This is a genomic window from Paenibacillus sp. SEL3, from assembly GCF_054602585.1.
The window spans coordinates 3,042,409-3,069,234 of the sequence record NZ_CM137725.1 but is presented as its reverse complement, the minus strand read 5'-3'; the positions used below and the strand labels follow the sequence as shown (position 1 = coordinate 3,069,234).

The window sequence follows — 26,826 nt, the reverse complement described above, 5'->3', positions numbered from 1 at the left end:
ATTCTTTAACTTGGAAGATGGGAGAATGGAATGAATAAAAGGCAAATGGAAATTTTACGCATGTTGTTAACTGAACCGGACCGGTTGTGGTTAGCGCAGGATTTGGCAGATCTGACCGACTGCTCTGAAAAGACGATCCGCAACGATCTGAAAGTAATTGAAGATTATATCGTTAAGCATTCTGATGCCAATCTGGTGAGAAGGCCGGGACGCGGCATTTATCTAGAGATGGGTGAAGCAGATCAGAATGAATTGTTCCATCGACTGTATGCGGACGAGAGTACAGCCCAACATGAGTCGGATGAGGAAAGGGTACTGCATCTCGCCTATCGGCTCTTGATGAATGCCAAGCCTGTGACCATCCAGGATCTAGCTTCACAGTATTATGTGAACAAGACGGTAATTCGTAGAGATATGGAGAAGATTGATGGCTGGCTGCACAGCTTTAATCTGGCCTTAATTACCAAGCAGCGCGTAGGCTTAACCATTCAAGGCTCTGAGAAAAATAAGCGCATCGCTTTGGCGCGGATGAACCAGCTGATTGACAGTCCTGAGTTAACAGGACAGTTGATGCGCAAACAGTTTGAATCGCACGAGATTACAACCATAAATCATGAATTAAAAGCATTGCAAAAACGCAATGAGCTCAGCTTTACTGACGAAGCTTTCGAAGCTCTAATGCTGCATATCCTTTTAATGGTCAAACGAACTAAGATGGGACAACCCATTTCCCTCTCCAAGCAGGACATTGCCTTTTTGCAGGAGAGACGCGAATTTACATGGGCTACGTCTTTTTTGCAGCAATTGCAAAAGTTGTTTGCCGTGCCTTTTTCCAAGGAAGAGACAGCGTATTTAACTCTGCACCTGCTTAGCGGGAAGTTCCGTTACCAGCAGGAGGAAAGAACAGGAAAACAAGGTGAGCTGGCAGATAGCCACCCGCTTTTGCCTGAGTTGATTGAGCAGTTAGTCCGGCGGATGTCCGAGCTGAATATGATTGCCTTTTCCAAGGACAAAATGTTGCTGAAAGGATTGAATGTCCATTTATATACGACCCTGAACCGTCTTCAATATGGGTTGACCGTGTCCAATCCTATGCTGGCCGAGATCAAGAAGATGTACCCCTACATGTTCGACCGAGTTATTATTACGCTGGAAGAGGTGGGGAAATGGATCCGGTTATCCTTCCCCGAGGAGGAAGCGGCGTATTTAACGCTACATTTTCAGGCTTCTGTGGAGCGATTGCACCAGAAAGAGAGTCATCCCCAGAGAGCCATCATCGTGTGTCACATGGGCATTGGTATGTCCCAACTGCTGCGCACCAAGGTGGAACGTAAATTTCCGGCTGTACATGTGGAGACAACCCTTTCCAAAGCAGAAGTCCAGGACTATCTGGCAGCCCAGGAGGTGGATCTAGTCATTACCACTGTAGATCTCCCAGAGATGAACATTCCGCACATTCTCGTCTCTCCCTTGTTGGATGCCAAGGACGAGCGTCGATTGGAGCAAGTGATCCGACGACTGGATGAGCCGGAACATAGGGCGGCAGACGAATCTGTATTTTTTAAATATACAACACCTTTTTTGGTCTTTCCCCAGCAGGAAGTGCAGCATCCGGAACAATTGATCTCCAAGCTGGCGCAAATACTGGAGGACAAAGGATATGTGGAGCCCGGTTATGTGGACAGCGTACTGGCGCGAGAAAAAATGTCGGCTACGACGATTGGGGGAGGCATAGCCATCCCGCATGGCGGTTCTGAGTGGATAAGGCAGTCCTCTATTGTAATCGCTACCTTGAAGCAGCCGCTTACCTGGGGGACCGAGAAAGTAGAGCTTGTGTTCTTGCTTGCGGTTAAACAGGATGGGCGGGAAGAGATGCGCCAGTTATTCAAGGAATTGTCCCTGATCAGTGAGCAACCTGCTTTGGTTCATGCCTTATCTAAGGAGACCGATGCGATGAGATTATTAGGGAGAATGAAGGGATAAACTAAAATCAAAAAGGCGTGCTCTGGAGCAGGACTTATAGATAAGTCCTGTTTTTTGTCGGTATAATTCCGTTTTTCCGAAAGTTCCGGTAAAAAGTTCGCCCGATAACAGCAGGATAGGCGTTTATACTATCAATGTAAGCGGAAACACCAGAGAGAAGGGGAATGAACATGAAGATATTGGCGATTACCTCATGTCCTAACGGAATTGCACATACGTATATGGCAGCTGAGAATCTGCAAAAGGCAGCAGCAAAGCTGGGCATTGAGATGAAAGTTGAGACACAAGGTTCCATTGGAGTCGAAAATCAACTGACCGAGCAGGAGATCCGTGAGGCAGATGGCATTATTATTGCAGCGGATAAAACGGTGGTTAAAGACCGTTTCGTCGGTAAGAAACTGCTGGTCGTAGGCGTACAGGATGGCATTCGCCGTCCGGAAGAATTGATCCAGCGGGTGATGAAGGGGAATGTACCTGTGTACCAAGCAGAGTCACGTTCTGCCGAGGGTAGCTCACAGGAGAACAAACCGAAACAAAATCCCATCTACCGACACTTGATGAACGGTGTATCCTATATGGTACCCTTTATCGTCATTGGAGGATTGCTCATTGCTATTGCGTTGACGATTGGCGGTGAGAAGACACCAGGCGGTCTGGTTATACCGGACGGTTCATTTTGGAAGACGGTTCAGGATATCGGCTCAGCTTCGTTTACCTTTATGATACCGATCCTCGCCGGATTTATCGCAATGAGTATTGCGGATAGACCGGGGCTTGCACCGGGTATGGTTGGCGGATTCATTGCTGCGAACGGCAGTTTTTATGGAAGTGAGGCGGGGGCCGGATTTATCGGCGGGATTATCGCTGGTTTTCTGGCGGGTTATGTTGCACTGGGTATTCGGAAAATGAAGGTTGGGCGAGCGTTACAGCCGATCATGCCTATTATTATTATCCCTGTATTGGCATCGTTAATTGTTGGATTAATCTTTGTCTTTGTGATTGGTGCTCCAGTCGCACAATTGTTTGAAGCTTTAACGGGCTGGCTTGCAGGTATGCAAGGTACAAGTTCAATTCTACTAGCATTGATTCTAGGTGCGATGATCTCCTTTGATATGGGCGGCCCTGTGAACAAAGTTGCTTTCTTATTCGGTTCGGCCATGATCGGCGAAGGGAATTATGAAATTATGGGGCCAATCGCCGTTGCGATTTGTATTCCGCCGATTGGGATGGGACTTGCAGCGATGATCAACAAACGTAAATTTGCACCTGCGGAACGCGAGGCCGGGAAGGCAACATTCACGATGGGGTTGTTCGGGATTACCGAAGGTGCGATTCCATTCGCGGCGCAAGATCCACTGCGTGTTATTCCCAGTATTATGGTAGGGTCCATGGTCGGTTCTGTCATCGCCATGTTGGGAAATGTAGGTGATAAGGTAGCTCACGGTGGACCGATTGTAGCTGTACTTGGTGCAGTGGACCATGTGCTTATGTTCTTCATTGCCGTTATTGTCGGCGTAGCCGTATCGGTTGTCCTGGTGAGCTTGCTGAAAAAAGATATTGCAGCAACTGTAACTCCGGATGCTGCTGGGGAAGCGATGCCTGGACATTCTACCGCAGGAGCTGGGCAATCTGCGATTACTACAACGACTGCTGCGGCGGAGTCATCTGCATCAACAACTGTCACAAATAACGGGCCAGCAGTGTCTTCGCAAGCCATGCACATTGAGAAACTGACGGATATTGTAACGATGGATCTGATTAATTTGGATCTGGAAGGAACGACACGAGATGCTGTGGTTGATGAAATGATCGGAGCACTTGAGAGAACTGGAGCCGTAAGCTCTGCCAGTGATTTCAAACAGGCGATATTAGCCAGAGAGGAAGAAGGCTCCACAGGCATTGGAATGAATATTGCCATTCCTCATGGCAAATCGGAAGCTGTCCTGAAGCCAAGCGTGGTCTTTGGCATCAAGCAAGGCGGTGTTGACTGGAATAGTGCAGACGGAAGTGAAGCAAAACTGATCTTTATGATTGCCGTACCGCGCAACAGCAAGGAAAATGCGCATCTGAAAGTGCTGCAAATGTTATCGCGTAAGCTGATGGACGATCATTTCAGAGAGGCGCTTCTGGCAGTTACTACGAAGGAAGAAGCATATCAATTGCTGGATCAGGTGCATTAATTCAATGCGATAAGAACCTAAAATAAAGAAAAGAGGCTCCCGAAGTTTCAGCCGGGAGCCTTTTTTTTGAGAAGGTCTTTGCGTGAGTCAGCGGCGTTCACCGCGTGATATAAGTATGATGCCGAGAAATACAAAGCCTGCACCAGCCAGATGAGCAAATGAGAAGGATTCACGGAGGATGATATAGGACAGCAGCAGTGTGCTGACGGGAATACAACCCGTGTATACAGCTGCTGTACTAGCCGGTACTCTTGATACACCCCTAAACCATAATACGTAGCCTAATGCGGTGACAAAGATACCATAATATAAGACTAGCCCAATCTCCCCTACACCAACGTGGTTAAAGTTGAACTGTTGGGCCTCCACAAAGGAACAAGCCAGGAACATGAGGAATGAAAAGAGTGTTATATACATGGTTCCAAGCAGGGAAGAGACATGGCTGGATAGCATCTTGCGTAACACTGTCAGTGCCGCTTCTCCGAACACAGCAGACAGAACAAGCAGCAGGCCAATGAACGAGGTTGCGTTAGGAGCATTGAACCAGAGCGCCGATATGTGAGGTACTTGTAGTGCCAAAACACCGAGCAGTGAACAGGCAATCCCTAGTCCGGGGCGGAGCGTAATCTTTTCTCTCAGCAGCACATACGAAAGAAGTACAACAATAGCTGGGGTTAAGCTAGTTAAAATTCCGCTTTCGGAAGCAGAGGCGTAGGCCAGCCCGTACAGCATTAGGACACGGAAGAGAAACATGCCGACCAGTGCTTGAATGAACAGGATTAAGGCATCCCGTTTGCTGATCCTTAATGAATACTTTTTGATGAATACAATGGGTACCAAGAACAGAAGGGCAACAGCCAGACTGGCAGATTGCGATAAAAAAACAGGCAGCTGCATCACGACCAGTTTGCCGACTACCACAGAACTGCCGACAATGGAAGTGGCGATCACTAATTCCATGTAAGTCGAAAAGGTTGGTTTGTTCATTTTATCTCACCTCTTGTACAGATATTGATATATACTGTAGCAATAGAAACTGGGCACTTGTAGATCCAGTTGAAGAGGTTTTCGACAGTACCGCTTGGGGGGTAGCTATGTGGTTATCTATCGATAAGAATGTGACAGTTCCGATGCTGCGTCAGGTATATCAAGCAATACGGGACCGTATTTTAGCTGGAGAACTGAATGCAGGGTATAAACTTCCTTCGACCCGGGTGCTGGCCTTACAGTTGAACGTTTCCCGGAATGTTATCCTCGAAGCTTATGAAATGCTGCTAGCCGAAGGCTTAGCCATTGCGCGCTCAGGTTCAGGAACCTATGTAGCCGAAGGGGCCGTCCTTCCAGGTTATGTATCCGCACCGCCTATCGAGGCGTCTGCGTCTGCAGTGGAATCTGCATATTCAAATGAGATGTCGGTAATTTCCTTCCGGACAGGCCTTCCTGCATTGGAATTATTTCCGCGCAAATCATGGGCTGACTTGCTTCAGAGCGTATGCAAAGAGGCTCCTGATCTGGCACTAGGTTATGGCGATCCTGCTGGAGAGCCTGAGTTACGCAGGGAGCTAGCCGACTATTTGAGTCACACCAGAGGAGTGAAAGTCAGCCCGGAACATATTGTAATCACTAGCGGAGCAGTACAAGCGATTCAGCTTGTCACCCGTCTGTTACTGTCAGCTGGAGATGAAGCCCTGGTAGAGGAACCGACAAATGAAGATTTAAAAAGCATTGTGGCGGCCACAGGAGCCACACTGCGGAGTATGACTGTTGATGATTCGGGAGTTATAACAGCCGATCTGCCGCAAAAGAAACACCCCAAACTGGCATATCTGACACCCTCGCACCAGTTCCCGCTGGGGGGTATCTTGCCGATCCAAAGGCGGATCGAGCTAATTCAGTATGCAGCCCGGACAGGATGTCTTCTGCTCGAAGATGATTATGACAGTGAGTTCCGGTATGACGGGGTGCCCGTCCACTCCTTGCAGAGTCTGGACCCAGAACGGGTGCTATATGTCGGGACGTTTAGCAAAATATTATTCCCCGCGCTGCGGATCGGCTATATTGTTCTTCCCTCGTCACGAGTCGCTGATTTTATCCGTTTAAAGCAACTGGCGGATTACCAGACGGCGAGCCTGGAGCAAATTGTGTTGAGTCGGTATATCAGGAAGCGACTCCTTCATAAACATGTACATAAGATGAAGAAAGTGTATGCCAAGCGTCGTCAAGTCCTGATTGATAGCCTTGAGCAGCATTTTACAGGGCAATATCGGGTGTGTGGCCGATCGGCGGGTTTACATTTGGTAGCAGAGTTTCAGTTCCCGTTCCGAGAGGATTTGCCGAAATGTCTCCATAGTCAAAATGTATTTGCGGCACAGCTTGAAGGGAACCGGCTGCTCATGGGCTATGGGCATCTAAAGGAAAATGAAATTCGTGAAGGGGTTCGCAGAATCAGGAACGCACTGCAACGGTAGTAAACGCGAAAGCAGCCTATCCTTAGGTGAGGATAGGCTGCCCTTTTCATAGCAAGATATTGTGTTCCATCATCACTATTCATACGAGGTTTGAGCCACGCGTACTAGCATATGGGCAAGCGCATGCTGCTGCTCCTTGTCCCCCGCTTTCCACAGCTCCTGGAGGAGCTTCTCCTCGCTGTTTCGAGGTTCTTCTTTGGCTGCCAGATATCCAGCTATCTTCTCAGCTGCTTTTGCGATCAATTCTTCATTCAAACCAATATTTTGAGCCATTTCAATCTTGTCGCTCAAATAACTTTTGAATGAATCAAAGCTGCCCAGAATGTCATCCTTTTTGTTGTCGTCTATCCGATTTAATACGTCATCTACCTTGTTCAAGGCCACTTCGCCTTCCTTATTCACAACATGATTGTGCTCTGCCATTTCTAACGCCTCCTCAAGATCGTTTTCTAGGATAAGGACTGCTTACGGTACGGTAGTACTTACCCCGGCTAACCAAAATGAAACCGATGAGAAGCGGAGTATTGCGGAGGTAATCGCTACATAAAGTCAAAAAAATAACGAATTACGTGGAAAAAGACGGGTGAGGTGTAGGTCAAACTATCCACCCGGCTTAAATAGCTTTTTTTCAAAGCATCGAACTTATCATCATCGCCGATTAATAAATCCCGCTTCAGCACGGAAACCGTTAAACTGCCAAAGAAACCGCTCAAGCTGATCAGCATGCCGAAAATAATTCCAAATTTCAGGTCAAACGGCGTCAGATAGGGATAGATGAAATAGGAAGCCGCTATAGTTACGGGAAAAGCGAATGCAAAGCCTTCCCAAGTTATATTGGGATTGGATGTCGGGACGATTTTCCGTTTTCCGAAATAGAGTGATGCTAGATAGTGTACGACATCATTGAGCTGCGTCAGTACCACTAGAAAAAGTACAAGTTTCGCTCCGTATTGCGGCGTAGCAAACTGAAAATAGGCCAGATGACTCAACCCGAAAACCATCAGCATGAGTCCCCACTGGGTCGAGCTGACACTGCGCAGAAATCCAACCGTTCCTTTGTTGATCAATCGCGGGAGCGGTAGCAGTAAGAATACATAGATAGGAATAAAAACAATAAACATTCCGTACCACCCGATATAAATCCAATAAAATTGTACGGGAATCGCCAAGTACGCCCATAGAAACAATCTGCGATCAGCTTTTCTGGATCTAATCATGGAAAAGTATTCTTTTAGCGCAAAAAAGGTGAGTGCCATCAGGGAAAGCAGTGAAACAATCGGATTGAAAAGAGTTGCCAAGCAAAAGATAAAGAACATACCCCACCATGTCTTGATGCGAAGCCCAATCCCTGCATAGTCTTTGTCTGGCTGTGTTTTGACTACTACTATGTAAATCAGATGGATGACCAATAAGGCTGTAAAAATAAGGATTAACGTTAATATCGAACTGTCCATTACCACTCACCAACTTATCGCGAAATAGGGTTCCATTAGGGTTCCTATGTTATTATGAAGGAATAATTCCAACTTGATAAGGGGAAATTTCGTAAATGGTAGCAGATCAATCCGTCTTTATCTTGCTTACGAATACGGGAACGTTTCTTACGAGAGTCATTAAAAGCTATACGAGAGCGCCATACAATCACGCCTCCATTTCCTTCAACCGGGAACTTTCGGAGTTATACAGCTTCGGCAGAAAGACCCCTAATAACCCTCTGGATGGTGGTTTCGTGAAAGAGGATATTAAGACAGGTACATACAGCAGATTTCCGAATACAACATGTGTTATCTACCAGCTTCAAGTAACCGACCGTGAAGTTGAAAAAATGAAGCGAGTTTTACATGTATTTATCCGAAGTCGTCAAAAATATATGTATAACTTACTGGGTTTGATTGGTATTGCACTCAAAGAACCAGTCGAGTTCAGCAATTCTTATTTTTGTTCGCAATTCGTCGCGGAAATTTTACAGCGATCCGGCATAAAAATATGGAACAAACTGCCCGCTCTTGTTACGCCAGACGATTTTCGGCAAAGTGATCGATTCCATTTGATCTACGAGGGGAAATTGAGCGAGTATGATCCTCAAGCTTGAGGACCAGCACCGCATGACCTAGACCCCTTCCGGCACAATTACCTCGATATGACGCGGTAAAATACCAAGCTCGATAGGCAAAGACGGCCCTTCCTCACCATCTACATTCGTACTGACCGGTTCTGCGGAGCTGACACTTACATGCTTTGCAGTAAAGTAAACGATATCACTATGATCCTTCAGGTTGCCTAAAAATAAGGATATGCTGGCCGTCACGGTGTTCAATATATTGAGGTTTTTAAAAATAAAGCAGTGAAGCAGACCATCGTCAACAGTCGCATCGGGTGCCAGTTTCTCGAATCCGCCAACTGAATTGGTTAACGTGGCCAAAAAGAGTGGGGACTTTCCTTCCCAGGTCTTGTCATCATAGCGGACGATAAGTGAGTGGGCTGGATGGCTGATAAGCTCTTTCATGCCTTCTTTGAAGTAGGCAAATGTGCCAAACATGGATTTATCGTCTGACGATACAGCTGATAGCGATTCAGCAAGCGAACCTGTAGCAACAACATTGGCAAACATTCGGCCGTTTAAGAGGCCCATATCTACGTTTTTCACGCGGGCAGAAGTCAGTGTACGGATCGCCAGCTCGGGACTTAGCGGAATTTGCAAGGCACGGGCAAAATCATTGACTGTCCCAAGGGGGATAATCCCCAGTCTTGGACGGTGGTCTTGATCCATGAAACCGTTGATGGTTTCGTGAAGTGTGCCATCTCCACCGATGGAAACGACTAGGTCACAAGCTTCCTCACACGCATTAACGCAAAAACGGGTGGCGTCCAGTTCCTTCTCTGTCTCTTTAACCGTAACAACGTATCCTTGATCACGTAGAGTTTCTTCTACGTTTCTGACATGTTGGAGGGATTCCTCTTTGCCGGAAGAGGGATTTACAATGATCATAGCTTTCTTCATATACATGTTCCTTTCTCTAGGGGAAAGTTTGGGTTACCCACTCTTACCCGCAAAGCAGACCTTTAGACTCTAGATTAGACATGTGTTATATTTTTAGTTACTATATAAAAGTAAATAAAATCTGAATGGAGGATTTCATATGAAAATCGCATTAACAGGAGCAACAGGGCAACTGGGTTCCATCGTGGTAGATACGTTGCTTACATCTGTCTCCGCAAACGATCTTATTGTTAGCGTAAGAAATCCAGAAAAAGCAGAGAACTTACGGTCTCGTGGCGTTGACGTTCGTCACGGTGATTTTGATAAACCGGAGACGCTGGACCAAGCGTTTGCTGGAGTAGATCGACTGCTGATTATATCCGCAGACGGGGATAATGATACTAGAATTCGTCAGCATAAAGCGGCTGTTGATGCTGCTGTGCGTGCTGGAGTAGGCTTCATCGCTTATACTAGCGCTGCCAATGCCGCTGCCAGCACTCTATTTCTTGCGCCCGTACATCGCATCACGGAGGAGTTCATTCGCGAGTCAGGTATTCCTTATTCCTTCTTGCGTAATAATTGGTATCTGGAGAATGAGGCAGGCACGATCCGATCCGTACTCGCGGGTGCTCCTTGGCTAACCTCGGCAGGGTCCGGTAAAGTAGGTTGGGCTACCCGCGCAGATTATGCGCAAGCAGCTGCAACTGTTTTGTCTGGTGAAGGACATGAGAATACAATATACGAGCTCTCCGGTAAGCCGATTACCCAAGAAGAGTTTGCAGCGGTACTTGCTGAGGTTCTGGGCAAAAACGTTCCTGTCCAGCAGGTGGATGATGCTACGTATGCCGAGGTTATGCTCGGTGCGGGAGTCCCGGAAGGAGCAATCCCTATTGTGGTTGGTATTCAACAAGCGATTCGTGAAGGAGCCTTGGATGTCGTAAGCAGCGATTTTGAGAAGCTGTTGAAACGCCCCCTTACACCGCTTAGCCAAGGAATTAGTGAACTGATCAAGCAAATCCAAGCATAATAAACGTGCCGTAAAGCGGATGCTGCCTACGTTAGGCAACATCCGTTTTTAGTTATATGTTCACCTATGGACATTTTCAGCAGACAGAACGCTTACATATGAGGTGCAACAATACTCAGATTAGTTTCATCCATGAGTGGAATCGTGACGGATTATCCAATATACTTGTAGGGAACTCCAAGGAAGACTTGGAGCAAGCTTGGTCTATCCAGGGAAGCTTAGCACAGCAGTAGAATTTGAAAATGAATGGAGTACATAATACCATGTCTAATTTACCAAATTGTCCTGAATGTAATTCAGAGTACACTTATGAGGATCGCAGTCTTTTCATTTGTCCGGAATGCGCTCATGAGTGGTCTACCGAGCCAGAAGCAAGTAGTGAAGACGTAAAGGTCGTCAAAGATGCGAATGGTAACATCCTACAGGATGGTGACTCTGTAACTGTCATTAAAGACCTTAAAGTGAAGGGAAGCTCATCCGTCTTAAAAATTGGCACCAAAGTAAAAAACATCCGTCTGGTGGATGGCGATCACGATATTGACTGCAAAATTGATGGTTTTGGAGCAATGAAGCTAAAATCGGAGTTTGTAAAAAAGAATTAAAATGTAAGAAAGGAGAAGCCGAGGGCTTCTCCTTTTTTTGTTTATAAGGGCGCTAACCATACGGTTCCTGTTCCCCTGTACACATTTACCAGCCCTTCGCCGGAAGCAGCCGAGCCCATTTTGGTTTTTCCAGATTTTTCGACGGTGAACTGTAAGGTATTGGACCACATGAGGGCAAAGTTACCATCCACCTTCAGCACATCATTTTGCAATTCTATAACGACCGCTTCCTCGGAAGGGATTGGCGCTTGAAGTGCCAGAACTCCTTTTCCGCGGGCGCTTAAATTAAATAACCCTTCTCCACCCAGTGCGGCAGAGGAAAGATTACTACGTGCAACGACGGATATGTCCAGCGTCGTGTCACAAGCCAAAAACAAGCCGTCTTCGATGGCAATATCATCATTGTCGACATCAATAAGCCAAATATATTGGTAGGTAGGCTCCAGCATAATGGTACCCGTGCCTTTATAGTGCGGTTTAATGGCACCTGTCCCTGTTACAGCGCCGGACACCAAGTTTCGCATTAAGCCTCCCACGCCTTTTACACCGGTAGTCATTTCCATGCTACCCACAGTATATTGCATGGCTCCCGCCTTCATCATAATCTCACTATTGTTGATTTCGATCATGAGTTGCTTGCGGCGCATGTTACTTTTGCTCATATAGTAATTGTCTTGCGCAGCCGCAACCGAGGTGCAGCTCAAATCTGTTATGTATTCCAGTACCGTAAATCCGCCTAATTGGTCAGTGATAGCAACATTGCTGTTATCCTTTAAATTATTAATAACAAAAGCCATAAATGTAAGTGCCTCCTTGTTGTATTCATGGTGTGGGGATGGGAAACTTCTTTGTTCCATACAATATTCGACAAAGAGACTTCTTTTCCTGCGGCGAATCTTGACACTTCCCTTGGCTGATTTTCAGACTCAGAAAAGGAGAGCTTGAAAAAGATGCGAAAAAGGTTCAATATAAAGATATCGGTTTTTAAAATGATTGGCTTCGAAAGCAGCCGAATGAGAATGAAACATGAAAATAGGGGGTAGAGCAAGTGGAGATAGGGATAAGCACGTTTGTAGAAACAACGCCGGATCCCCAAACGGGGGAGGTTATCAGTCACGCACAACGAATACGTGAAGTGGTCGAGGAGATTGTGCTTGCAGATCAGGTAGGGCTGGATGTGTACGGCGTCGGGGAGCATCATCGTAAAGATTATGCGGCATCTGCACCTGCTGTTATCCTCGCTGCTGCTGCTGCACAGACCCAGCGGATTCGATTAACCAGTGCAGTTACGGTACTTTCATCGGATGATCCCGTACGTGTGTTTCAGGATTTTGCTACACTGGACGGCATTTCGAATGGACGAGCTGAGATTATGGCAGGCCGGGGCTCTTTTATCGAATCGTTCCCGTTATTTGGGTATGATTTGGATAACTACGATGAGTTATTTGATGAAAAACTGGAGCTGTTATTGAAAATCCGAGAATCCGAGAAAGTCACCTGGAAGGGCGGACATCGGCCTGCAATTCACAATTTGGGCGTGTATCCGCGTCCAGTTCAAAATCCGTTGCCCGTATGGATTGGGAGTGGGGGGAATCAGGAATCTGTGGTTCGTGCAGGATTGCTCGGTTTGCCATTGGTTCTGGCGATTATCGGGGGTAGCCCTGTACAGTTTGCCCCGTTGGTGGAACTATATAAAAAAGCCGCGAGGTATGCCGGTCATGATGCATCGCTGCTTCCGGTTGCATCACACTCACATGGTTTTATCGCAGAGACTACTGAGCTGGCAGCGGATAAGTTCTTCCCTTCCACTCAGCAGAGCATGAATGTGCTTGGGCGTGAACGCGGTTGGGGCCCTTACACTCGCTCCAGCTTCGATGCCGCACGCAGCTTTGAAGGAGCGTTATATGTAGGTGATTCAGACACGGTTGCCAAGAAAATCATTCATCTCCGTAAACAGGTAGGCATTACACGTTTTCTGTTGCACGTGCCCGTCGGTACGATGCCGCATGACGATGTCATGAGAGCTATTGAGCTATTGGGAACAGAGGTAGCACCACGGGTTCGTGAAGAGATATCCAAGTGGGAATCCGAGAGTAAATAGGTGGATTGATCTCAGTAGACAAAGGAGAAAGGGGCAGACCATGAGCGATATGGCCGCTCCTTTCTTAACTCTAAAATAATCTATATATGAGCTGATCAGATCATTTTTTATTTTGTCCGTTTTTTATGCGTGATGCGCTTTTGCAACAGGGTTTTACCTTGTTTTAGTCTCTTAGGTTTAGCAGGGACTCTGCGCAGGATAGGTTTCTCTTGGATTGCCTTGGAAGGCAATGTCATGCGGAGTGTGGATGATGCAGGTTTTCTTTGACTGCTGCTCGTTACAAAGTTGATGGTGTAGTCCAAGACGAACGGACTAACTGCGATTCTCCGCAGTCCCACGCTTCTACAAGTGGTACAGCCTGTATCCCAGCACCAATTGAAGGCATTCTCAGGAACTTGAGTGAAATATGAACCCCGCCATTCGCGTCCAAAATCATCTTCAGCGTAATAAAAGAACGTATTCCCTCCTGCGAAGCCGCTCCAAACCTGAATAGTCTGTCCAGGGTTAACACGGTACCAGCCTGCTTTAGAATAGTTAACAGGAGTACAGCTGAAGTCCGGATAGGCAAAGACCACAAAGATAGCCGCATTGGTACTGTTGCGAAAATTGAGACCCATTTGTCGTCACTTCTTTCCTCATATAGTAATCCTACAGAGTATTCTATGAGAGTTTTGAAAGAAGGGAACGGACACGAGTCTCTTAATCGCTAAAATTGAACCATTTGCTGATGTCTATTTTGTTATGTTCATTTATAGATCTCCATTCGTTTGATTCTGGTTGATAGGTATAATCTTTTTGCCAGGTCACGATGTTTTCCACGATTGCCCGTATGGAAGAGGCGATATAGGAGACTTCCTGATTCGTCATCATGGGATGGAGCGACAGACGCACCCAGCCCGGTTTTCGAGATAAGTCTCCTGCATCGATCAGGTCTGTCATTTGTTTAGACGTTTGGGGGTCGATGCCCAGCAAATAATGTCCGTAGGGGCCTGCACAAGAGCAGCCGCCCCGGACCTGAATGCCAAACCGATCATTCAATAGTTTTACGATCAGGTTATAGTGAATAGGACCGACAACGAAAGAAACGATTCCCATTCGTTCTTGGCTGCTTCCTCCTAAAATGTGTAGTCCTGGTATGGTACTCAAGCTTTTTAGTAATAATGATGTCAGTTCCTTTTTTCGCTCCAACATGCGGTTGTATCCCATTTGTTCTTTCAGCCGAATGCAGAGCGCCGTTCGAACGGCCTGTATAAAGGCAGGGGTTCCTCCATCCTCACGGGCTTCAGTATTATCTTTATACTCGTATCCACCCCAAGGATTGGTCCAGCTAACTGTACCCCCTCCGGGCTGATCCGGTGCACAACTAAGGCATAGTCTCGAATCCATAATTAAAACGCCGCTTGTACCGGGGCCCCCAAGAAATTTGTGGGGTGAAAATACAATCCCGTCCAGTTTCTCGAGAGGATCTGTGGGGTGCATGTTAATCTCGGCATAAGGTGCGCTTGCTGAAAAATCAATGAAACAAACGCCGCCATGTTCGTGCATTTTGCGAGATAGCTGGTAAATCGGTACTTCGAACCCTGTAACATTAGAGCAGGCGGTAAAGGCGCCGATTTTGATAGGGCGATGCCGGAATTGAAGCAGCAGTCGTTCGAGATGAGTTGGATCGACAATCCCGCCGGGACCCGGAGGAAGACATACAACGTCTCCAACGGTTTCTGCCCAGGAAATATGATTGGAATGATGCTCCATATGTGTAACGAAAATAACGGGGCGTTCTTTTTCGGCGATGGGGTAGAAGGGCTTTAATTTTTCATGTATTTTCAATCCTAACAGTCGCTGAAGCTTGTTCACTGCACCTGTCATACCGGACCCGGCGAACAGGATGATATCACGTTCATTGGCATGAACGTGGCTTTTAATGATTTGTTTCGCTTCTTCATAGGCTTGGGTCATTAGAGTTCCTGTCAAATTAGACTCCGTATGCGTGTTCGCCACGAAAGGGCCTAATTCATGAGCTATTTTCGACTCGATGGGTCCATACAGACGGCCGCTGGCTGCCCAATCCGCATAAATCAGCTTTTTTTGCCCATATGGAGATTCAAAGGTCTGGTGATATCCGATTGTACTTTCGCGATACCTTTGGAAATAAGCCTCGTTAGAAGGCTGATACCTACAATTACTGCTTCCAATTCGAGCCATGAGCATACGGCGCCTCCCAAGTCGTTCTGTCTTCTTAGGGTACGTAAGTAGGTCCGAATGGGTTAAAAAAAATGGGCGAGTGTCATCATTTAGTCACAATAAAAGCCTCATCCAACAGCCGGATAAGGCGCAAGTCTATCCTATATAAACAACTGCATATCGGATTCGAGCGCATCTTTTAGATACGTTTTGGCCTCGATAATTTCCAGTTCAGGTATAAATTCTTCCGGTTTAAAACCCATAATATCCACCGATAGCTTACAGGCATAAAATTTGACGTTTTTCTTCCGGGCACCTTTTAGGAAGTGGATCAGCTTTGGGGCTTCATTGTCTTCCAACATTTCCGTTAGCATCAGTTTGCCCAGACCACTAAAATTCATATGGGACAGCGGTAAGGATTCAGGCCCTTTGGGCGTCATCAAGTCCATGAGTTTCTCGTAAATCGTCTTATCCTCAAGCGTCATCTTCTCGGGATCACGAACCAGTGATAATCCCCAGAACGCAAAAAACATCGTCACATCCACATCCAATTCCCGCGCTGTATTTGCCAGAATCAGTCCAGCCATTGCCTTATCATAATCGCCGCTGAACATAAGCAGATTCATTCTTTTATCCACAATTCCCGCCTCCATTACCAACAAATATATTCAGTATGGATTTGGAAATGAAAACTATGCATGGTTCACATATTGATCACAATTACAGAGAATAAGTTGTAAACATGTGGTAATTAAAAAAATCTTGTTGCTAACTAACCAGCGTTAGTGTGCCCATCTCTCGTCAACAGACGGATGATCTGCGGGAGGAATGAGAATAATTTAAAGGCAACATCGTTTTAAAACCTAAATGACTATAAAGATTTTATTCAATATACAGTCCGACTTTAAAAAAAACAAAAAAAATCATTTCCTTAAGTCCGAATTTCGATTAAAATATAGGTATTCTTCATACCTATGAATCGGAGCGATGGATATGGATAAATTCAAATTTAATTCCGAACACAACAAAATGATTGTTGATGCTATCGTAGATGGATATCGCGATTATATTGAGCATCGTAAAGATCGAAAAGCAAAAATGAAGATCAGTTCAGCTTTTGCCTGGACCAAGGGTAACTTTATCGAAAGTAAGATCGCAGAAGAATGCGTTGATTACGGTTTTACATATAAAAAATCGAAAGCTGGATTAACGTGGGACTATCTCCAATTTATCCATGGAGACTCTAAAATTCTTTTTCTTATTAAGAACGCGGCCTATTTCAATGAGAAATGTTTTTCACAGGCAAAGCTACCTAGTAATTACGGAGGGAAAGGTCCACGCCGTACCTATCTTCATGAACTTTCAAAAATTAACAAAGATTTATTGTTTTCTCCTACTCAGCAATCCTCGAAGATAAGGGGGGTACCTGAACAACTTTCTTTTCTAATTTTAGAGAGTCAGGTAAAAGATGAACTCGAAAGCTTTAAATCATCCTACAATGAGTTCCATATACTTACATATGCACTTGATGAGGCATATCAGATATCTGAAATAATGCATTATTTGCCTAATCCTGAGGATAATATTGCTTACCTGATAGAAGACCTCTCAAGTCTTATTTCTGGAGCTGATTTAACGGAGGAAGATCGCGAAGTAGTCGCGCCAGAGATGAGTGAAGATATTATGGACCCAGCAGCTTTCGATATTGGGATCCTGGAAGAAGAGCAACACAACTAGACAAACAAGACGGGTTAGTCCAATAAGGAGGGAGCAGCATGTTCATAGGTGAAAATTTGACCAATCTACGGATCATGCATGGATATTCAAGAAAACAGCTCTCCGAAATGTTAGGTGTTACAGAACAAGCAGTCTGGCAGTACGAGAATGCGTATACATCTCCTAAAATGCAAATCGTGAATGAGTTAAAGCGGATTTTTAACGTGAAAAGTAAATACTTCTATACTAAAGACATGCTTGCACGGAATATGACACCTGCCAACGTAAACGTAATGAACATCGCTTATCGTTCAAAAGTTTTGAATGTTATCTCGAAGACGCAGGCGGAAGCGAAGCATGTTGAATATTTAGATGCTTTTATTAACTATATCACAGCCAGAGTTAGCCTCCCTACCCTCAAAATTATCAGCTTAAGGGATGAAGTTATCGAATATCTAAACCATTCAGATGACGATAGATCCACTCAAATTGATAAAGTTGCTCATTTGGCACGAAAAAGACTGGGACTAGCGCAAGATACAAACGACGATCTTATGTTTCTAGTTGAAAAAAGTGGAGTATTCGCCTTTGAGAAGGCAATGGGCGACGAGATTGATGCTTATAGTCTCTGGACTCGAAACGATCGGCCTTATATCATATTAGGGAATATGAAACGATCAGCCGTTCGGAGAAACTTTGATATAGCACATGAACTGGGACATCTATTGCTTCATTATCGCCTTGAATTTGCCAATCTAGATCGAAAAGAACACAAAATTATTGAAAATGAAGCAAATATGTTTGCGGGAGCATTCTTATTACCTGAAGACGAATTTACACTTGATATGAAAAATGTGGTTCATATCACAAATCCAGATAATTACTTGGATTTGAAAAAGAAATGGAAGACTTCGCTGCAAGTGTTGGGATACAGGGCGGCCCATTTGGGAAATCTTAAACCAAAAGATCATCGGAACTTCTATGCAGCTTTACATCGAAAAGGTTATTTGAAAATTGAACCACTCGATGAATTAATTACAATTCAGAAACCAACAAAAATCAAGACAATCATCGACCTTGTTTCTAAAAAGGGCCTCGTAAACATCCATCAAATGGTTGAGAATGATTGGAAAACAGAAGTATCCTTCTTTTATCATATGACCGGAATTGTCCCTGACTTTTTTAATAAATATTTGGCGAAAAGTCTTGATTTTAGTCTGCAAAATGTCACGGATATATCCAAGCATATCTCTGATGTAGCTAAGCAAGTGTAACTATAACTTTTTAAAACATATATTTAAGGCTTTAAGACTGTCGAGAAACCTACCTTTTTAGATGCAGGTTTCTTTTTGTTTAATTCAAATTTTAGAATTCCATTTTCGCCGTTACCAATGTCATATCTACAAACCGCTCCTATTCTGTATAATTTCAGGGGAATTCAAGACACAAGCCTGAGATCGGGAGGATCATGAGAAAGTGAGTATAGAGAACAAATATAAAGCACTTGAACTGGAAAAGCCGGGCATCTACGAGCTGGAGGGACTGGAAGTCGGGGTCACCTCTAATTGCAACTTCAAGTGTGATTACTGCTGCGCATATCAGCGGAACGATGGGCAATGCATTAGCAGCAAAGAGGTCATTGATATTATTGATGACATTCCAACGTTAAAACGTGTGCGACTGTCCGGGGGAGAAGTGACCCTGAAGTATGAGGATTGTCTGGACATTGTGGCTCACTGTTCGAGCAAAGGAATCGCTACCCAGCTCAACACCAATGCCAGCTTGCTCAGCCCTGAACGAATTGAGAAACTGCGTGATGCAGGTCTTTCCAACATTCATATCTCCTTCAACTTCACGGATGCTGATAAATATGCAGCATATTATCATGTTCATCCTCGCATGTATGAGAAAATTGTTCAAAATATCCGGTTATGTACCGAGGCCAAGCTGGAAACGGTGTTGGAGACGTTGCTGTTTGCGGAGACACAAAACAACATGCCAGCTATTAGCGAAATGGTATATGATCTCGGTGTGCGCATCCATGAAATCCAAAACAGCATTGTGATGGATCATACCAACTGGAACGCTATTTCCACCAAGGAAGCGCTCGTCCGTTCCGTTCATGACCTGATTGCACATAAAAAAGATGATACTGTATTGTATTTCACCTGTATGGACCGTTTCGCAGAAGCACTGGGTTTCAAGGAACAGCCGGGTGTGTATTTTTCCAATTGTGTTGATGGTAAAAAACAGCTCCATCTGCACGGGAACGGGGACATTCTGATCTGTGAGCTATGCCATCCTGTGGTCATCGGCAATATCTATAACGGAACATCCTTAAAGGATATTTACAAAAACAAACCGAAGCAGCTTCAGGAGTTTCTCGACAAACTGCCTTGTCCTGCATATGATGCGCTTTTTCCTGTAGGAAGCAAGTAGACATGATTTGAGATTGTGAGACTAAAGCATCTACCACCCTAACAGTCAGGGTGGTAGATATCCTTCATGTAACTCCATGAATCCTTTATCAATGATTTTAATGAAAGGGTTTACATGTTAAAATATAAAAATATAATTCTCTTATGAAAGAAGGAGTAGATATGAAATATAGAAATGTAGGCAACAGTGGTCTTAAAATTAGTGAAATCGGCTTGGGGAGCTGGTTGACGTACGGTACAGCCGCCGAGCAGGAAGCAGCTCATACCTGTATTGCCAAAGCCTTTGAACTCGGGATTAATTTCTTTGATACCGCGAACGCGTATAACCGGGGAGAAGGCGAAAAGGCTATGGGAGCTGCCTTGAAGTCTTATCGAAGAGATAGCTATGTATTATCTACTAAGGTGTACTTCCCTATGGATTCCGGTCCCAATGACAGGGGACTGTCACGCAAGCACATTATGGAGCAATGTGAAGCGAGTCTGAAGCGTCTGGGTACGGATTATATCGACATGTACTTTTGTCATCGTTATGATCCGGACACTCCTTTGGAAGAGACGCTGCGAGCGCTCGATGACCTTCAGGCTCAGGGTAAGATTCTGTACGCTGCTGTCAGCGAATGGAGTGCTGCCCAGCTCATGGATGCTTATGGGATTGGAAAAAGGCTGAATCTGCGCCCGCTGATTGCCAATCAGCCGATCTATAATATGTTCGAACGTTACATCGAGCATGAGGTACTTCCGGTATCCGGGCAGGTAGGCATCGGCCAAATTGTATTTTCGCCTCTGGCCCAAGGGGTCCTCACGGGGAAATACAAGCCTGGACAACCTTTACCGACGGGTAGCCGCGGGGCTGATGCCTCTGTCAATAATGTCATCAGCAGTTACATGAACGATACCGTTCTGAACTGTGTCCAGGAGCTGGATAAGCTGGCGAAGAATTTGGGTGTTACCCTGTCACAGCTCGCGCTTGCTTGGATTCTGAGAGAACCGGGTATCAGCGCTGCACTTATTGGGGCTACTAAACCGGCACAAATTGAGGAAAATGTAAAAGCAGTCGAAGTGACGCTGCAACCGGAGACATGCGCGGAAATTGAGCGGATTCTTAAGCAAGCAGAGGGTTTTGAACCTTTGCGTTAAGCATTCACACGAGCCTCTGTAGAGGCGAACCATTAACTAGCTCCAAGTATGGCATAAATTCCTGAACCCACACTAAATACAATCCCGCTCACTAGAACGAGGATTTGCTTCTTACTGAGATCCAGCGGATCAAAAAAGATGGGTAATAGCCATTTTAGGGTGATGACAGACCATAAGCCCTCCAGTAACCCTAGCATCAACACCTTTTGTCCCCAGTGAAACTTCATTTGCGGTGTTAGCGGACCTGCTAGCATCAAATCACCTGAGGCACGGATATTCCAGAAAACGATAACCATAAATACAACAAGGGTTAACAATGTGGACATAATATAGGCGATATCTTTTTTAGCCTTTTTCGTAAGTTTCGGCGATTTTTTAAACTCAGGCAAGCCAATCAGGAAAAAAACGATTCCCATAAAAATAGCTGCGCCTATAAAGGAACCGAGTATGATATTGGCCACGATGCCGATGCCATTGATGATTAATAATAAAATAAGCTCTCCCCCTTTGGGGTTACGATGATAGTTATTTTATTGTACATGTAGGAACGAAAATGCTCAAATATTTGGAAAAGCCCCAGCACTTTCGCCTGGGGCTTTTTTGCTTTTTGCCGATTATAATGCTGATTTAATGACCTTTTTATAATACAGTATGGATAGTATCCCGAAAATGGAATATAAGGCGGTGTACAGCACCATAACGATAATCATAGGCATCCAAATTTCGGTTCCAAACAAGAACCAGCCGGATTGAACGGCGAAATAGCTGTGTGATAGGCCAATCACTAATGGAATGCCGAAGTTAAAGAGTTGTTTTATTTTAATGCCTCGAAGCAGGTCACTTTGGGTGAACCCTAACTTTCTTAACACCGTATAATTGGCTTTTTCATCTTCGCTCTCATCCATTTGCTTAAAGTAAAGGATACAGCCTGATGTAATGAGAAAGGTGAGTCCCAAAAAGCCAACTACAAACATGATCACTCCCATGTTCCGCTTCTGATTGCTGCTCATTTCAAGGCGGGATGTTTGTTGATCATTAAAATTCGCAGCTGCAAAGAGACGATTGGCTTCTTCAATCTGTTCTGCATTTATCATATCAATTCCAATATATAAGGATGATTTCTTTTGAATCTCAGGATTTACATCTTTCTTTAACCGCTCAAAGATGGTTTCGTCTACAATGACAGTGGGTACTCCCCCGGCTGCAAAATAGTAGGGAATGACATAATCCTTTTTTAGACCCACATATTGTTGAGGTATGACTTCTGTTTTCCCCTTCAAATCCAAGGGGCCAAAGTCTTTCAAGGACATGAATTTCTGTAACATATCATTATAGCCCGTTAAAACCGTTTGGCCTGGAGTTACATCCGTACCCTCCACAGATTGGTCGCTTACGACAGGCAGTGTCATGGAATCCGTACCATCATTTAATTGTTCCATAGGAGTCTCCATAATTTGCGCTGTCTTCACACTGACTTGAATCACTTCAATTTTCTTTTCACGATACTTTATATCATGCTCATGAAGTAACGCTTTGAATTTCTCCGCATCCGGTACATTCGTCATGGCAAAATGGGAAGGTACATTGTCCTCAGCTGCTTGATCCGCAGAATAATAGGCGATATAGCTTAAGGAAAGTAAACCGATGGCAAGTGCCGATACTGTCGTAATAATGGTCAACAACAAAGCATTGGACTTCATGCGGAACATAATGGATGAGAGAGATAGCACCTCATTAATGTTCAAATAGCCGCCTTTACTCTTTCTGATGATATTGGAAATAAAGCGGATAGATCCTTTATAAAAAAGGAGTGTTCCGATGATGACAGTGCCCAAAATAAACACCATAGCCATAAACAATTCATTTATGGATGTAAAGTCTCCACCAAATAATTTGGAGGAAACATAGTAACCTAAAGCGATGAGAGAGATGCCAATGATCCCGATGATCATCTCAAAGATCGATATTTTCTTGATTTTCCCTTCGGTGGTTGAGGTCACTCTGAACAAGGACAAAATACTTTGTCTTTTGATAAAAGAATAATTCATGAGCATGATCAGCAGGTAGATGACAACAAAAACGATGAGTGTTTGAGTCAGTGCTTGGTTAGAGAAATATAGAGTGGCAATGGCTTCGACGCCCGTCGTCTTAAATAAAATCATAATCACTAATTTGGAAAAGGAGAATCCAACCCCAATCCCAATGAAGAGGGAACTAAAGTATAAAATTAGGTTTTCAGCACTCAGGATGCGAAAAATTTTACTTTTAGTCATTCCGATCAATTGAAATAGGCCAATTTCTTTGCTTCGTCTTTTTATAAAAATATTATTGGCATACATAAGAAAAATGCAGACAATAGCGACCAGTAAAATGGAAGCTGCCCGTATGGAAGCTGCACCTTTAACAGACCCCTTCACTTCGTCCATGGAGGGATCGTACTGTAGTGTGACAAAAGCGAAATAGAGTGCAACACTGAAAATGAGGGCAAAAACATAAAGGTAGTAATTTTTCAGGTTTTTTTTCAAATTTTTTAGAATGAGCAGATTAATGTTCATATTGGACCCCGCCTAAGACCCCTTGGGTTTTCATGATATCCTGGAAGAAGCTTTGTCTTTCCTGCTCGCCTTTGTGAAGCTGCGTATACATTTGCCCATCCTTAATAAAAATAACCCGACTGCAATGGCTGGCAGCGACAGGATCATGCGTGACCATAATAATGGTTGCTTTGCGTTTTTGGTTCAACTGGCCCAGCTTGTTTAATAAATCGGAAGCCGACTTGGAATCCAGTGCACCCGTAGGTTCATCGGCAAAAATAATACTGGGCTCATGAATAAACGCTCTGGCCGCTGATGTACGCTGTTTCTGTCCACCCGAAATTTCATTGGGATACTTATCTTTCAACTCATAAATCCCCAATTCTGTAGCCACTTCCTGAAATCTTCGGTTGGCTTCTTTCTTAGGCGTTTTGGTGATGGATAACGGTAAGAGGATGTTCTCCTTCACCGTTAGCGTATCCAGCAGATTATACTCCTGAAAAATAAAGCCTAAATGCTCTTTTCGAAATTCAGCCAGTTGCTTTTCCTTCATTTTCGTCATTTCGATATCATTGATTCTAATGGAACCTTGGCTCACTTTATCAATAGAGGAAAGAACATTCAGCAATGTGGTTTTACCTGAACCGGAGGCTCCCATAATACTGACAAATTCCCCTTCTTCAATAAGGATATCTATTCCCTTCAAAACCTCCTGCATATTGAACTTATTACCGTAGCTTTTACGGATTTTATGAGCTTCTAAAATGTTCACTTCGATGCACTCCTTATTGTTCTTGTAGCCTTATTATAAAAATAGAGCCGATGTTTTTCCTTTGATTGGGCGAACAATACATAAAAGCATGTGACATCTCTGTCACATGCTTACCACACTCACGAAATCATTCTGTTTGGGAAAAATTAAAGTGAAGGTTGTACCTACGTTCGGTTTGGAGTGCACATCTATATGTATGAGCAAGGTTTGTGCTGCCTTTTTCGTTAAATATAACCCCATACCCGTTGAAGTGTGATCAGAATGTTGGGTTGTGGAGGTAAAACCTTTCTCGAAGATACGGGGTATATCCTTCGGATCAATACCGCGTCCAAAGTCTTGAACCTCAAGCTGTATTCGATCCCTTTGTTCATAGCTGTGAATGATAATATCACTGGCATCGCTATATTTGATGGCATTGGTTAAGAGCTGTCTGATGATAAAAGCCAGCCATTTGGCATCACTCAGCACTTCCATGTGCTCAAGTTGGATGTCAAAACCGATCCCCTTTTGGATGCACCATGACTGTAATGCTTTGATCTCTTTAAAAACCAGAGATTTTAAATCCACCTGCTCGACATACAGATCATTTTCAATAAAAGATATTCGTTTGTGATGGAGCTGCTGATCCAGCAGTAAGTGAATTCGTAGCCATTCATAGGTTAACTGAGCTTTTAGGGACTTGTCGTCCAACCGCTCAATCATCAAATGCATGGTGGTCAAAGGTGTTTTTACCTCATGAATCCAGGATAATAGTTCATCTTTTTCATGTTCAAGTGTCAATTGATTTTGCGAGATGATCTGTTGTAACCGTTCGTTCTGGCCCGTGATTTTTTGTTCAATGATTTGCTCAAACAGACTCTCCGGTTCGCCTATACCCGTTAGTTCAAGAGAACTCTCCCATTTTTCTAGTGTGGTATAGAACTTGGTTTCCTTGGGATAACGAATGATTAAAAAAACCAAGAAAATCATCATAGATAAGAAGACGATATAAAGAATCGGCATTAACGGAATTGCTGCATCCACATAAGCAATGAACAGGATCAGGAATTGCTGACACACAAACAGTAGAATCCAGCTCCGTCTCTCTATAAGGTATTTTTTAATCATAGGCAGGTGCCTCTTCTGTAGCCATGTAGCCTTGCCCGACTTTCGTTTCAATGAAACGGCCCAAATCCAGCTCGTCCAATTTTTTGCGCAGGCGGTTCAAGTTGACGGTCAGGGTATTGTCGCTGACAAAACGTTCATCATCCCAGAGGCTTTTAATTAATTCCTCACGTGCAACAATTTTATTTTTTTGTTCGATCAGCAGCTTCAAAATAAAAATCTCGTTCTTGGTTAATTCGATGGAGCCAGTCTCATTGGCTACTACATTTTTTTCATAGTCGACCGTTGCGCCACACCATGTTTTAAGGGAGACAGGTTCTGTATTGTAATTATATACGCGGCGGAGTGTCGCCTGTAATTTGGCAATGAGTACATCAAAATGAAACGGTTTTTGGATAAAATCATCCGCTCCAAGCTGCATCGACATCACCATATCCGTAGGATGATCCCGTGAAGATAAGAAGAGGATGGGGACGTTAGAGTGGGATCGAATCATTCGACACCAATGAAACCCATCAAATTTCGGCAATTGAATATCTATCACGACCAGATCAGGCTTTATCGTTGTGAATTCCTGAATGACTTTATTAAAGTCCTGGATGCCATGCACATCATAGTTCCATTGAGTTAACCGATCCTTCATTTCATGGAACAAAGTTTCATCATCTTCAATTAATAAGATTTTGAACAACGAATTCACCACTTTATATTTTTTTCAGGATTTTGCAAATTCCTCTTTTATAAAGTGTATAGCAAAAATTGTGTATATGCTACATGTGTGAATTCCACTTGATATTGCGATAATCTGCTGTTAATAGTTGAGGTTTATAGTGGGATTTAGATTGACTATCTCATATATATATTAAAGGATGGATGCAATGATGGGGATTCACACGTATTTTCGGTCGCTAAATGAGCTGGAAAGAATCATCCGTTGTCCGGGTAAGTTTAAATTCGAGGAACACAGCGTATCGGCACATTCTTGGAAAGTCGTACAATACGCCAAAACGCTGGCTGATATTGAAGAGAGAAATGGTGTCCGTATTGACTGGAAAAAGCTATACGAGATTACGAGCAGTCACGATTACGGGGAGATTTTTATTGGAGACATCAAAACGCCAGTTAAGCACTCCTCTAAGGAACTACGATTATTAATCCAACAGGTCGAAGAGGGTATGATTGAGTATTTTATTGAAGAGAATATTCCCGAGGATTTTAAGGCTATTTTTCGCAAACAGCTAAGGGAAGGTAAAGATGATTCTGTAGAAGGTTTAATCCTTGAAGTTGCGGACAAGATGGATCAGGTATACGAAGCATTTGCAGAACTTCAGCGGGGAAATACGGAAAAAGAATTTATAGTCATGTACCGTAATGCACTTGTAAAAATCAAGAATATTCAATTACACTGCGTTGAGTATTTTTTGGAAAATATCCTGCCCGATATGGTCAAGGAAGAAACGCCTTCATCCATTGATATCAAGAAGATTACGGAAGAGGCTTTAGCTCTGTAAGTGAATCTCCCTACCGTCCAGAAGCTACCGACCGCTTCTGTTCATACATAATAATTCTCGTTTCAAAACGAGACAATGCTTGACTTCAAGTT

25 protein-coding genes are annotated in these 26,826 nt (G+C 44.2%); 12 read left to right on the top strand and 13 right to left on the bottom strand.

What is annotated here, in order from left to right; genetic code table 11:
• Nucleotides 1-30 precede the first annotated feature (30 nt).
• A complete protein-coding gene (locus ACYCS5_RS14225) occupies nt 31-1,983 on the top strand; it encodes a BglG family transcription antiterminator (RefSeq protein WP_069012308.1) in 1,953 nt (650 codons plus the stop codon).
• Nucleotides 1,984-2,153: 170 nt separating this feature from the next.
• Complete coding sequence (locus tag ACYCS5_RS14220) at nt 2,154-4,163, top strand: fructose-specific PTS transporter subunit EIIC (protein WP_459761237.1); 2,010 nt, start codon at nt 2,154-2,156, stop codon at nt 4,161-4,163.
• Between the two features lie 87 nt (nt 4,164-4,250).
• Here ACYCS5_RS14220 and ACYCS5_RS14215 read toward each other — a convergent pair whose 3' ends face one another.
• On the bottom strand, nt 4,251-5,150 hold the full coding sequence (locus ACYCS5_RS14215) for a DMT family transporter (protein WP_069012306.1): 900 nt from the start codon (nt 5,148-5,150) through the stop codon (nt 4,251-4,253).
• A gap of 107 nt (nt 5,151-5,257) precedes the next feature.
• Between ACYCS5_RS14215 and pdxR the strand changes: the two genes are divergently transcribed.
• Nucleotides 5,258-6,631 (top strand): MocR-like pyridoxine biosynthesis transcription factor PdxR, encoded by a 1,374-nt coding sequence (gene pdxR / locus ACYCS5_RS14210; RefSeq protein WP_459761236.1) that lies wholly within the window; start codon nt 5,258-5,260, stop codon nt 6,629-6,631.
• A gap of 75 nt (nt 6,632-6,706) precedes the next feature.
• Here the strand turns inward: pdxR and ACYCS5_RS14205 are convergent, their stop codons facing one another.
• Nucleotides 6,707-7,054, bottom strand: coding sequence for a DUF3243 domain-containing protein (locus ACYCS5_RS14205; RefSeq protein WP_318627769.1), 348 nt, complete (start codon nt 7,052-7,054; stop codon nt 6,707-6,709).
• 116 nt (nt 7,055-7,170) lie between these two features.
• The gene (locus tag ACYCS5_RS14200) at nt 7,171-8,085 is read right to left on the bottom strand and encodes a phosphatidate cytidylyltransferase (RefSeq protein WP_165145549.1); all 915 of its coding nucleotides are present in this window, start codon (nt 8,083-8,085) and stop codon (nt 7,171-7,173) included.
• Nucleotides 8,086-8,180: 95 nt separating this feature from the next.
• Between ACYCS5_RS14200 and ACYCS5_RS14195 the strand changes: the two genes are divergently transcribed.
• Nucleotides 8,181-8,723 carry a hypothetical protein gene (locus tag ACYCS5_RS14195; RefSeq protein WP_039271982.1) on the top strand — a complete coding sequence of 181 codons (543 nt, stop codon included), beginning with the start codon at nt 8,181-8,183 and terminating at the stop codon, nt 8,721-8,723.
• An 18-nt stretch (nt 8,724-8,741) separates the two neighbouring features.
• On the opposite strand, the gene ACYCS5_RS14190 is transcribed toward ACYCS5_RS14195, so the two are convergent.
• Nucleotides 8,742-9,632 (bottom strand): diacylglycerol/lipid kinase family protein, encoded by an 891-nt coding sequence (locus tag ACYCS5_RS14190; RefSeq protein WP_209950084.1) that lies wholly within the window; start codon nt 9,630-9,632, stop codon nt 8,742-8,744.
• 139 nt (nt 9,633-9,771) lie between these two features.
• On the opposite strand from ACYCS5_RS14190, the gene ACYCS5_RS14185 reads away from it, so the two are divergent.
• On the top strand, nt 9,772-10,638 hold the full coding sequence (locus tag ACYCS5_RS14185; protein WP_459761235.1) for an SDR family oxidoreductase: 867 nt from the start codon (nt 9,772-9,774) through the stop codon (nt 10,636-10,638).
• Between the two features lie 263 nt (nt 10,639-10,901).
• Nucleotides 10,902-11,240: a zinc ribbon domain-containing protein YjdM gene (locus ACYCS5_RS14180; protein ID WP_069012300.1), complete on the top strand. Its 339-nt coding sequence runs from the start codon at nt 10,902-10,904 to the stop codon at nt 11,238-11,240.
• A gap of 41 nt (nt 11,241-11,281) precedes the next feature.
• On the opposite strand, the gene ACYCS5_RS14175 is transcribed toward ACYCS5_RS14180, so the two are convergent.
• Nucleotides 11,282-12,037: an AIM24 family protein gene (locus ACYCS5_RS14175; RefSeq protein WP_029518860.1), complete on the bottom strand. Its 756-nt coding sequence runs from the start codon at nt 12,035-12,037 to the stop codon at nt 11,282-11,284.
• A 251-nt stretch (nt 12,038-12,288) separates the two neighbouring features.
• Here ACYCS5_RS14175 and ACYCS5_RS14170 point away from each other — a divergent pair, with 251 nt between their 5' ends.
• Entirely contained in the window at nt 12,289-13,341 is a 1,053-nt protein-coding gene (locus tag ACYCS5_RS14170) for an LLM class flavin-dependent oxidoreductase (RefSeq protein WP_459761234.1), read from the top strand.
• Nucleotides 13,342-13,448: 107 nt separating this feature from the next.
• Here the strand turns inward: ACYCS5_RS14170 and ACYCS5_RS14165 are convergent, their stop codons facing one another.
• The 3 genes from ACYCS5_RS14165 to ACYCS5_RS14155 form a co-directional block, all read right to left on the bottom strand.
• The gene (locus ACYCS5_RS14165; protein ID WP_029518858.1) at nt 13,449-13,958 is read right to left on the bottom strand and encodes a DUF1036 domain-containing protein; all 510 of its coding nucleotides are present in this window, start codon (nt 13,956-13,958) and stop codon (nt 13,449-13,451) included.
• 82 nt (nt 13,959-14,040) lie between these two features.
• A complete protein-coding gene (locus tag ACYCS5_RS14160) occupies nt 14,041-15,549 on the bottom strand; it encodes an aminotransferase class V-fold PLP-dependent enzyme (RefSeq protein ID WP_459761233.1) in 1,509 nt (502 codons plus the stop codon).
• A 134-nt stretch (nt 15,550-15,683) separates the two neighbouring features.
• A complete protein-coding gene (locus ACYCS5_RS14155) occupies nt 15,684-16,160 on the bottom strand; it encodes a DsrE/DsrF/DrsH-like family protein (protein ID WP_029518856.1) in 477 nt (158 codons plus the stop codon).
• A 355-nt stretch (nt 16,161-16,515) separates the two neighbouring features.
• Here ACYCS5_RS14155 and ACYCS5_RS14150 point away from each other — a divergent pair, with 355 nt between their 5' ends.
• From ACYCS5_RS14150 to ACYCS5_RS14135, 4 genes are all read left to right on the top strand, one after another.
• Nucleotides 16,516-17,259, top strand: a complete 744-nt coding sequence (locus ACYCS5_RS14150; protein ID WP_274483263.1) for a spr1630 family ClpXP-sensitive toxin — start codon at nt 16,516-16,518, stop codon at nt 17,257-17,259.
• A 38-nt stretch (nt 17,260-17,297) separates the two neighbouring features.
• Complete coding sequence (locus ACYCS5_RS14145) at nt 17,298-18,512, top strand: spr1629 family repressor/antitoxin (protein ID WP_459761232.1); 1,215 nt, start codon at nt 17,298-17,300, stop codon at nt 18,510-18,512.
• A 202-nt stretch (nt 18,513-18,714) separates the two neighbouring features.
• Nucleotides 18,715-19,677, top strand: coding sequence for a radical SAM protein (locus ACYCS5_RS14140; RefSeq protein WP_342425453.1), 963 nt, complete (start codon nt 18,715-18,717; stop codon nt 19,675-19,677).
• Between the two features lie 161 nt (nt 19,678-19,838).
• The gene (locus ACYCS5_RS14135) at nt 19,839-20,813 is read left to right on the top strand and encodes an aldo/keto reductase family protein (RefSeq protein ID WP_029518853.1); all 975 of its coding nucleotides are present in this window, start codon (nt 19,839-19,841) and stop codon (nt 20,811-20,813) included.
• A 32-nt stretch (nt 20,814-20,845) separates the two neighbouring features.
• Here the strand turns inward: ACYCS5_RS14135 and ACYCS5_RS14130 are convergent, their stop codons facing one another.
• The 5 genes from ACYCS5_RS14130 to ACYCS5_RS14110 form a co-directional block, all read right to left on the bottom strand.
• Nucleotides 20,846-21,274 carry a hypothetical protein gene (locus ACYCS5_RS14130; RefSeq protein ID WP_340886881.1) on the bottom strand — a complete coding sequence of 143 codons (429 nt, stop codon included), beginning with the start codon at nt 21,272-21,274 and terminating at the stop codon, nt 20,846-20,848.
• Nucleotides 21,275-21,427: 153 nt separating this feature from the next.
• The gene (locus ACYCS5_RS14125) at nt 21,428-23,368 is read right to left on the bottom strand and encodes an ABC transporter permease (RefSeq protein ID WP_029518851.1); all 1,941 of its coding nucleotides are present in this window, start codon (nt 23,366-23,368) and stop codon (nt 21,428-21,430) included.
• Nucleotides 23,358-24,119: an ABC transporter ATP-binding protein gene (locus ACYCS5_RS14120; protein WP_069012292.1), complete on the bottom strand. Its 762-nt coding sequence runs from the start codon at nt 24,117-24,119 to the stop codon at nt 23,358-23,360. Before ACYCS5_RS14120 ends, ACYCS5_RS14125 begins: the two co-directional genes overlap by 11 nt.
• 102 nt (nt 24,120-24,221) lie before the next feature.
• Nucleotides 24,222-25,226, bottom strand: coding sequence for a sensor histidine kinase (locus tag ACYCS5_RS14115; protein ID WP_459761231.1), 1,005 nt, complete (start codon nt 25,224-25,226; stop codon nt 24,222-24,224).
• The gene (locus ACYCS5_RS14110) at nt 25,219-25,914 is read right to left on the bottom strand and encodes a response regulator (RefSeq protein WP_459761315.1); all 696 of its coding nucleotides are present in this window, start codon (nt 25,912-25,914) and stop codon (nt 25,219-25,221) included. Before ACYCS5_RS14110 ends, ACYCS5_RS14115 begins: the two co-directional genes overlap by 8 nt.
• A 190-nt stretch (nt 25,915-26,104) precedes the next feature.
• Here ACYCS5_RS14110 and ACYCS5_RS14105 point away from each other — a divergent pair, with 190 nt between their 5' ends.
• Complete coding sequence (locus ACYCS5_RS14105; RefSeq protein ID WP_029518847.1) at nt 26,105-26,734, top strand: YfbR-like 5'-deoxynucleotidase; 630 nt, start codon at nt 26,105-26,107, stop codon at nt 26,732-26,734.
• The last annotated feature ends 92 nt before the right edge of the window (nt 26,735-26,826 follow it).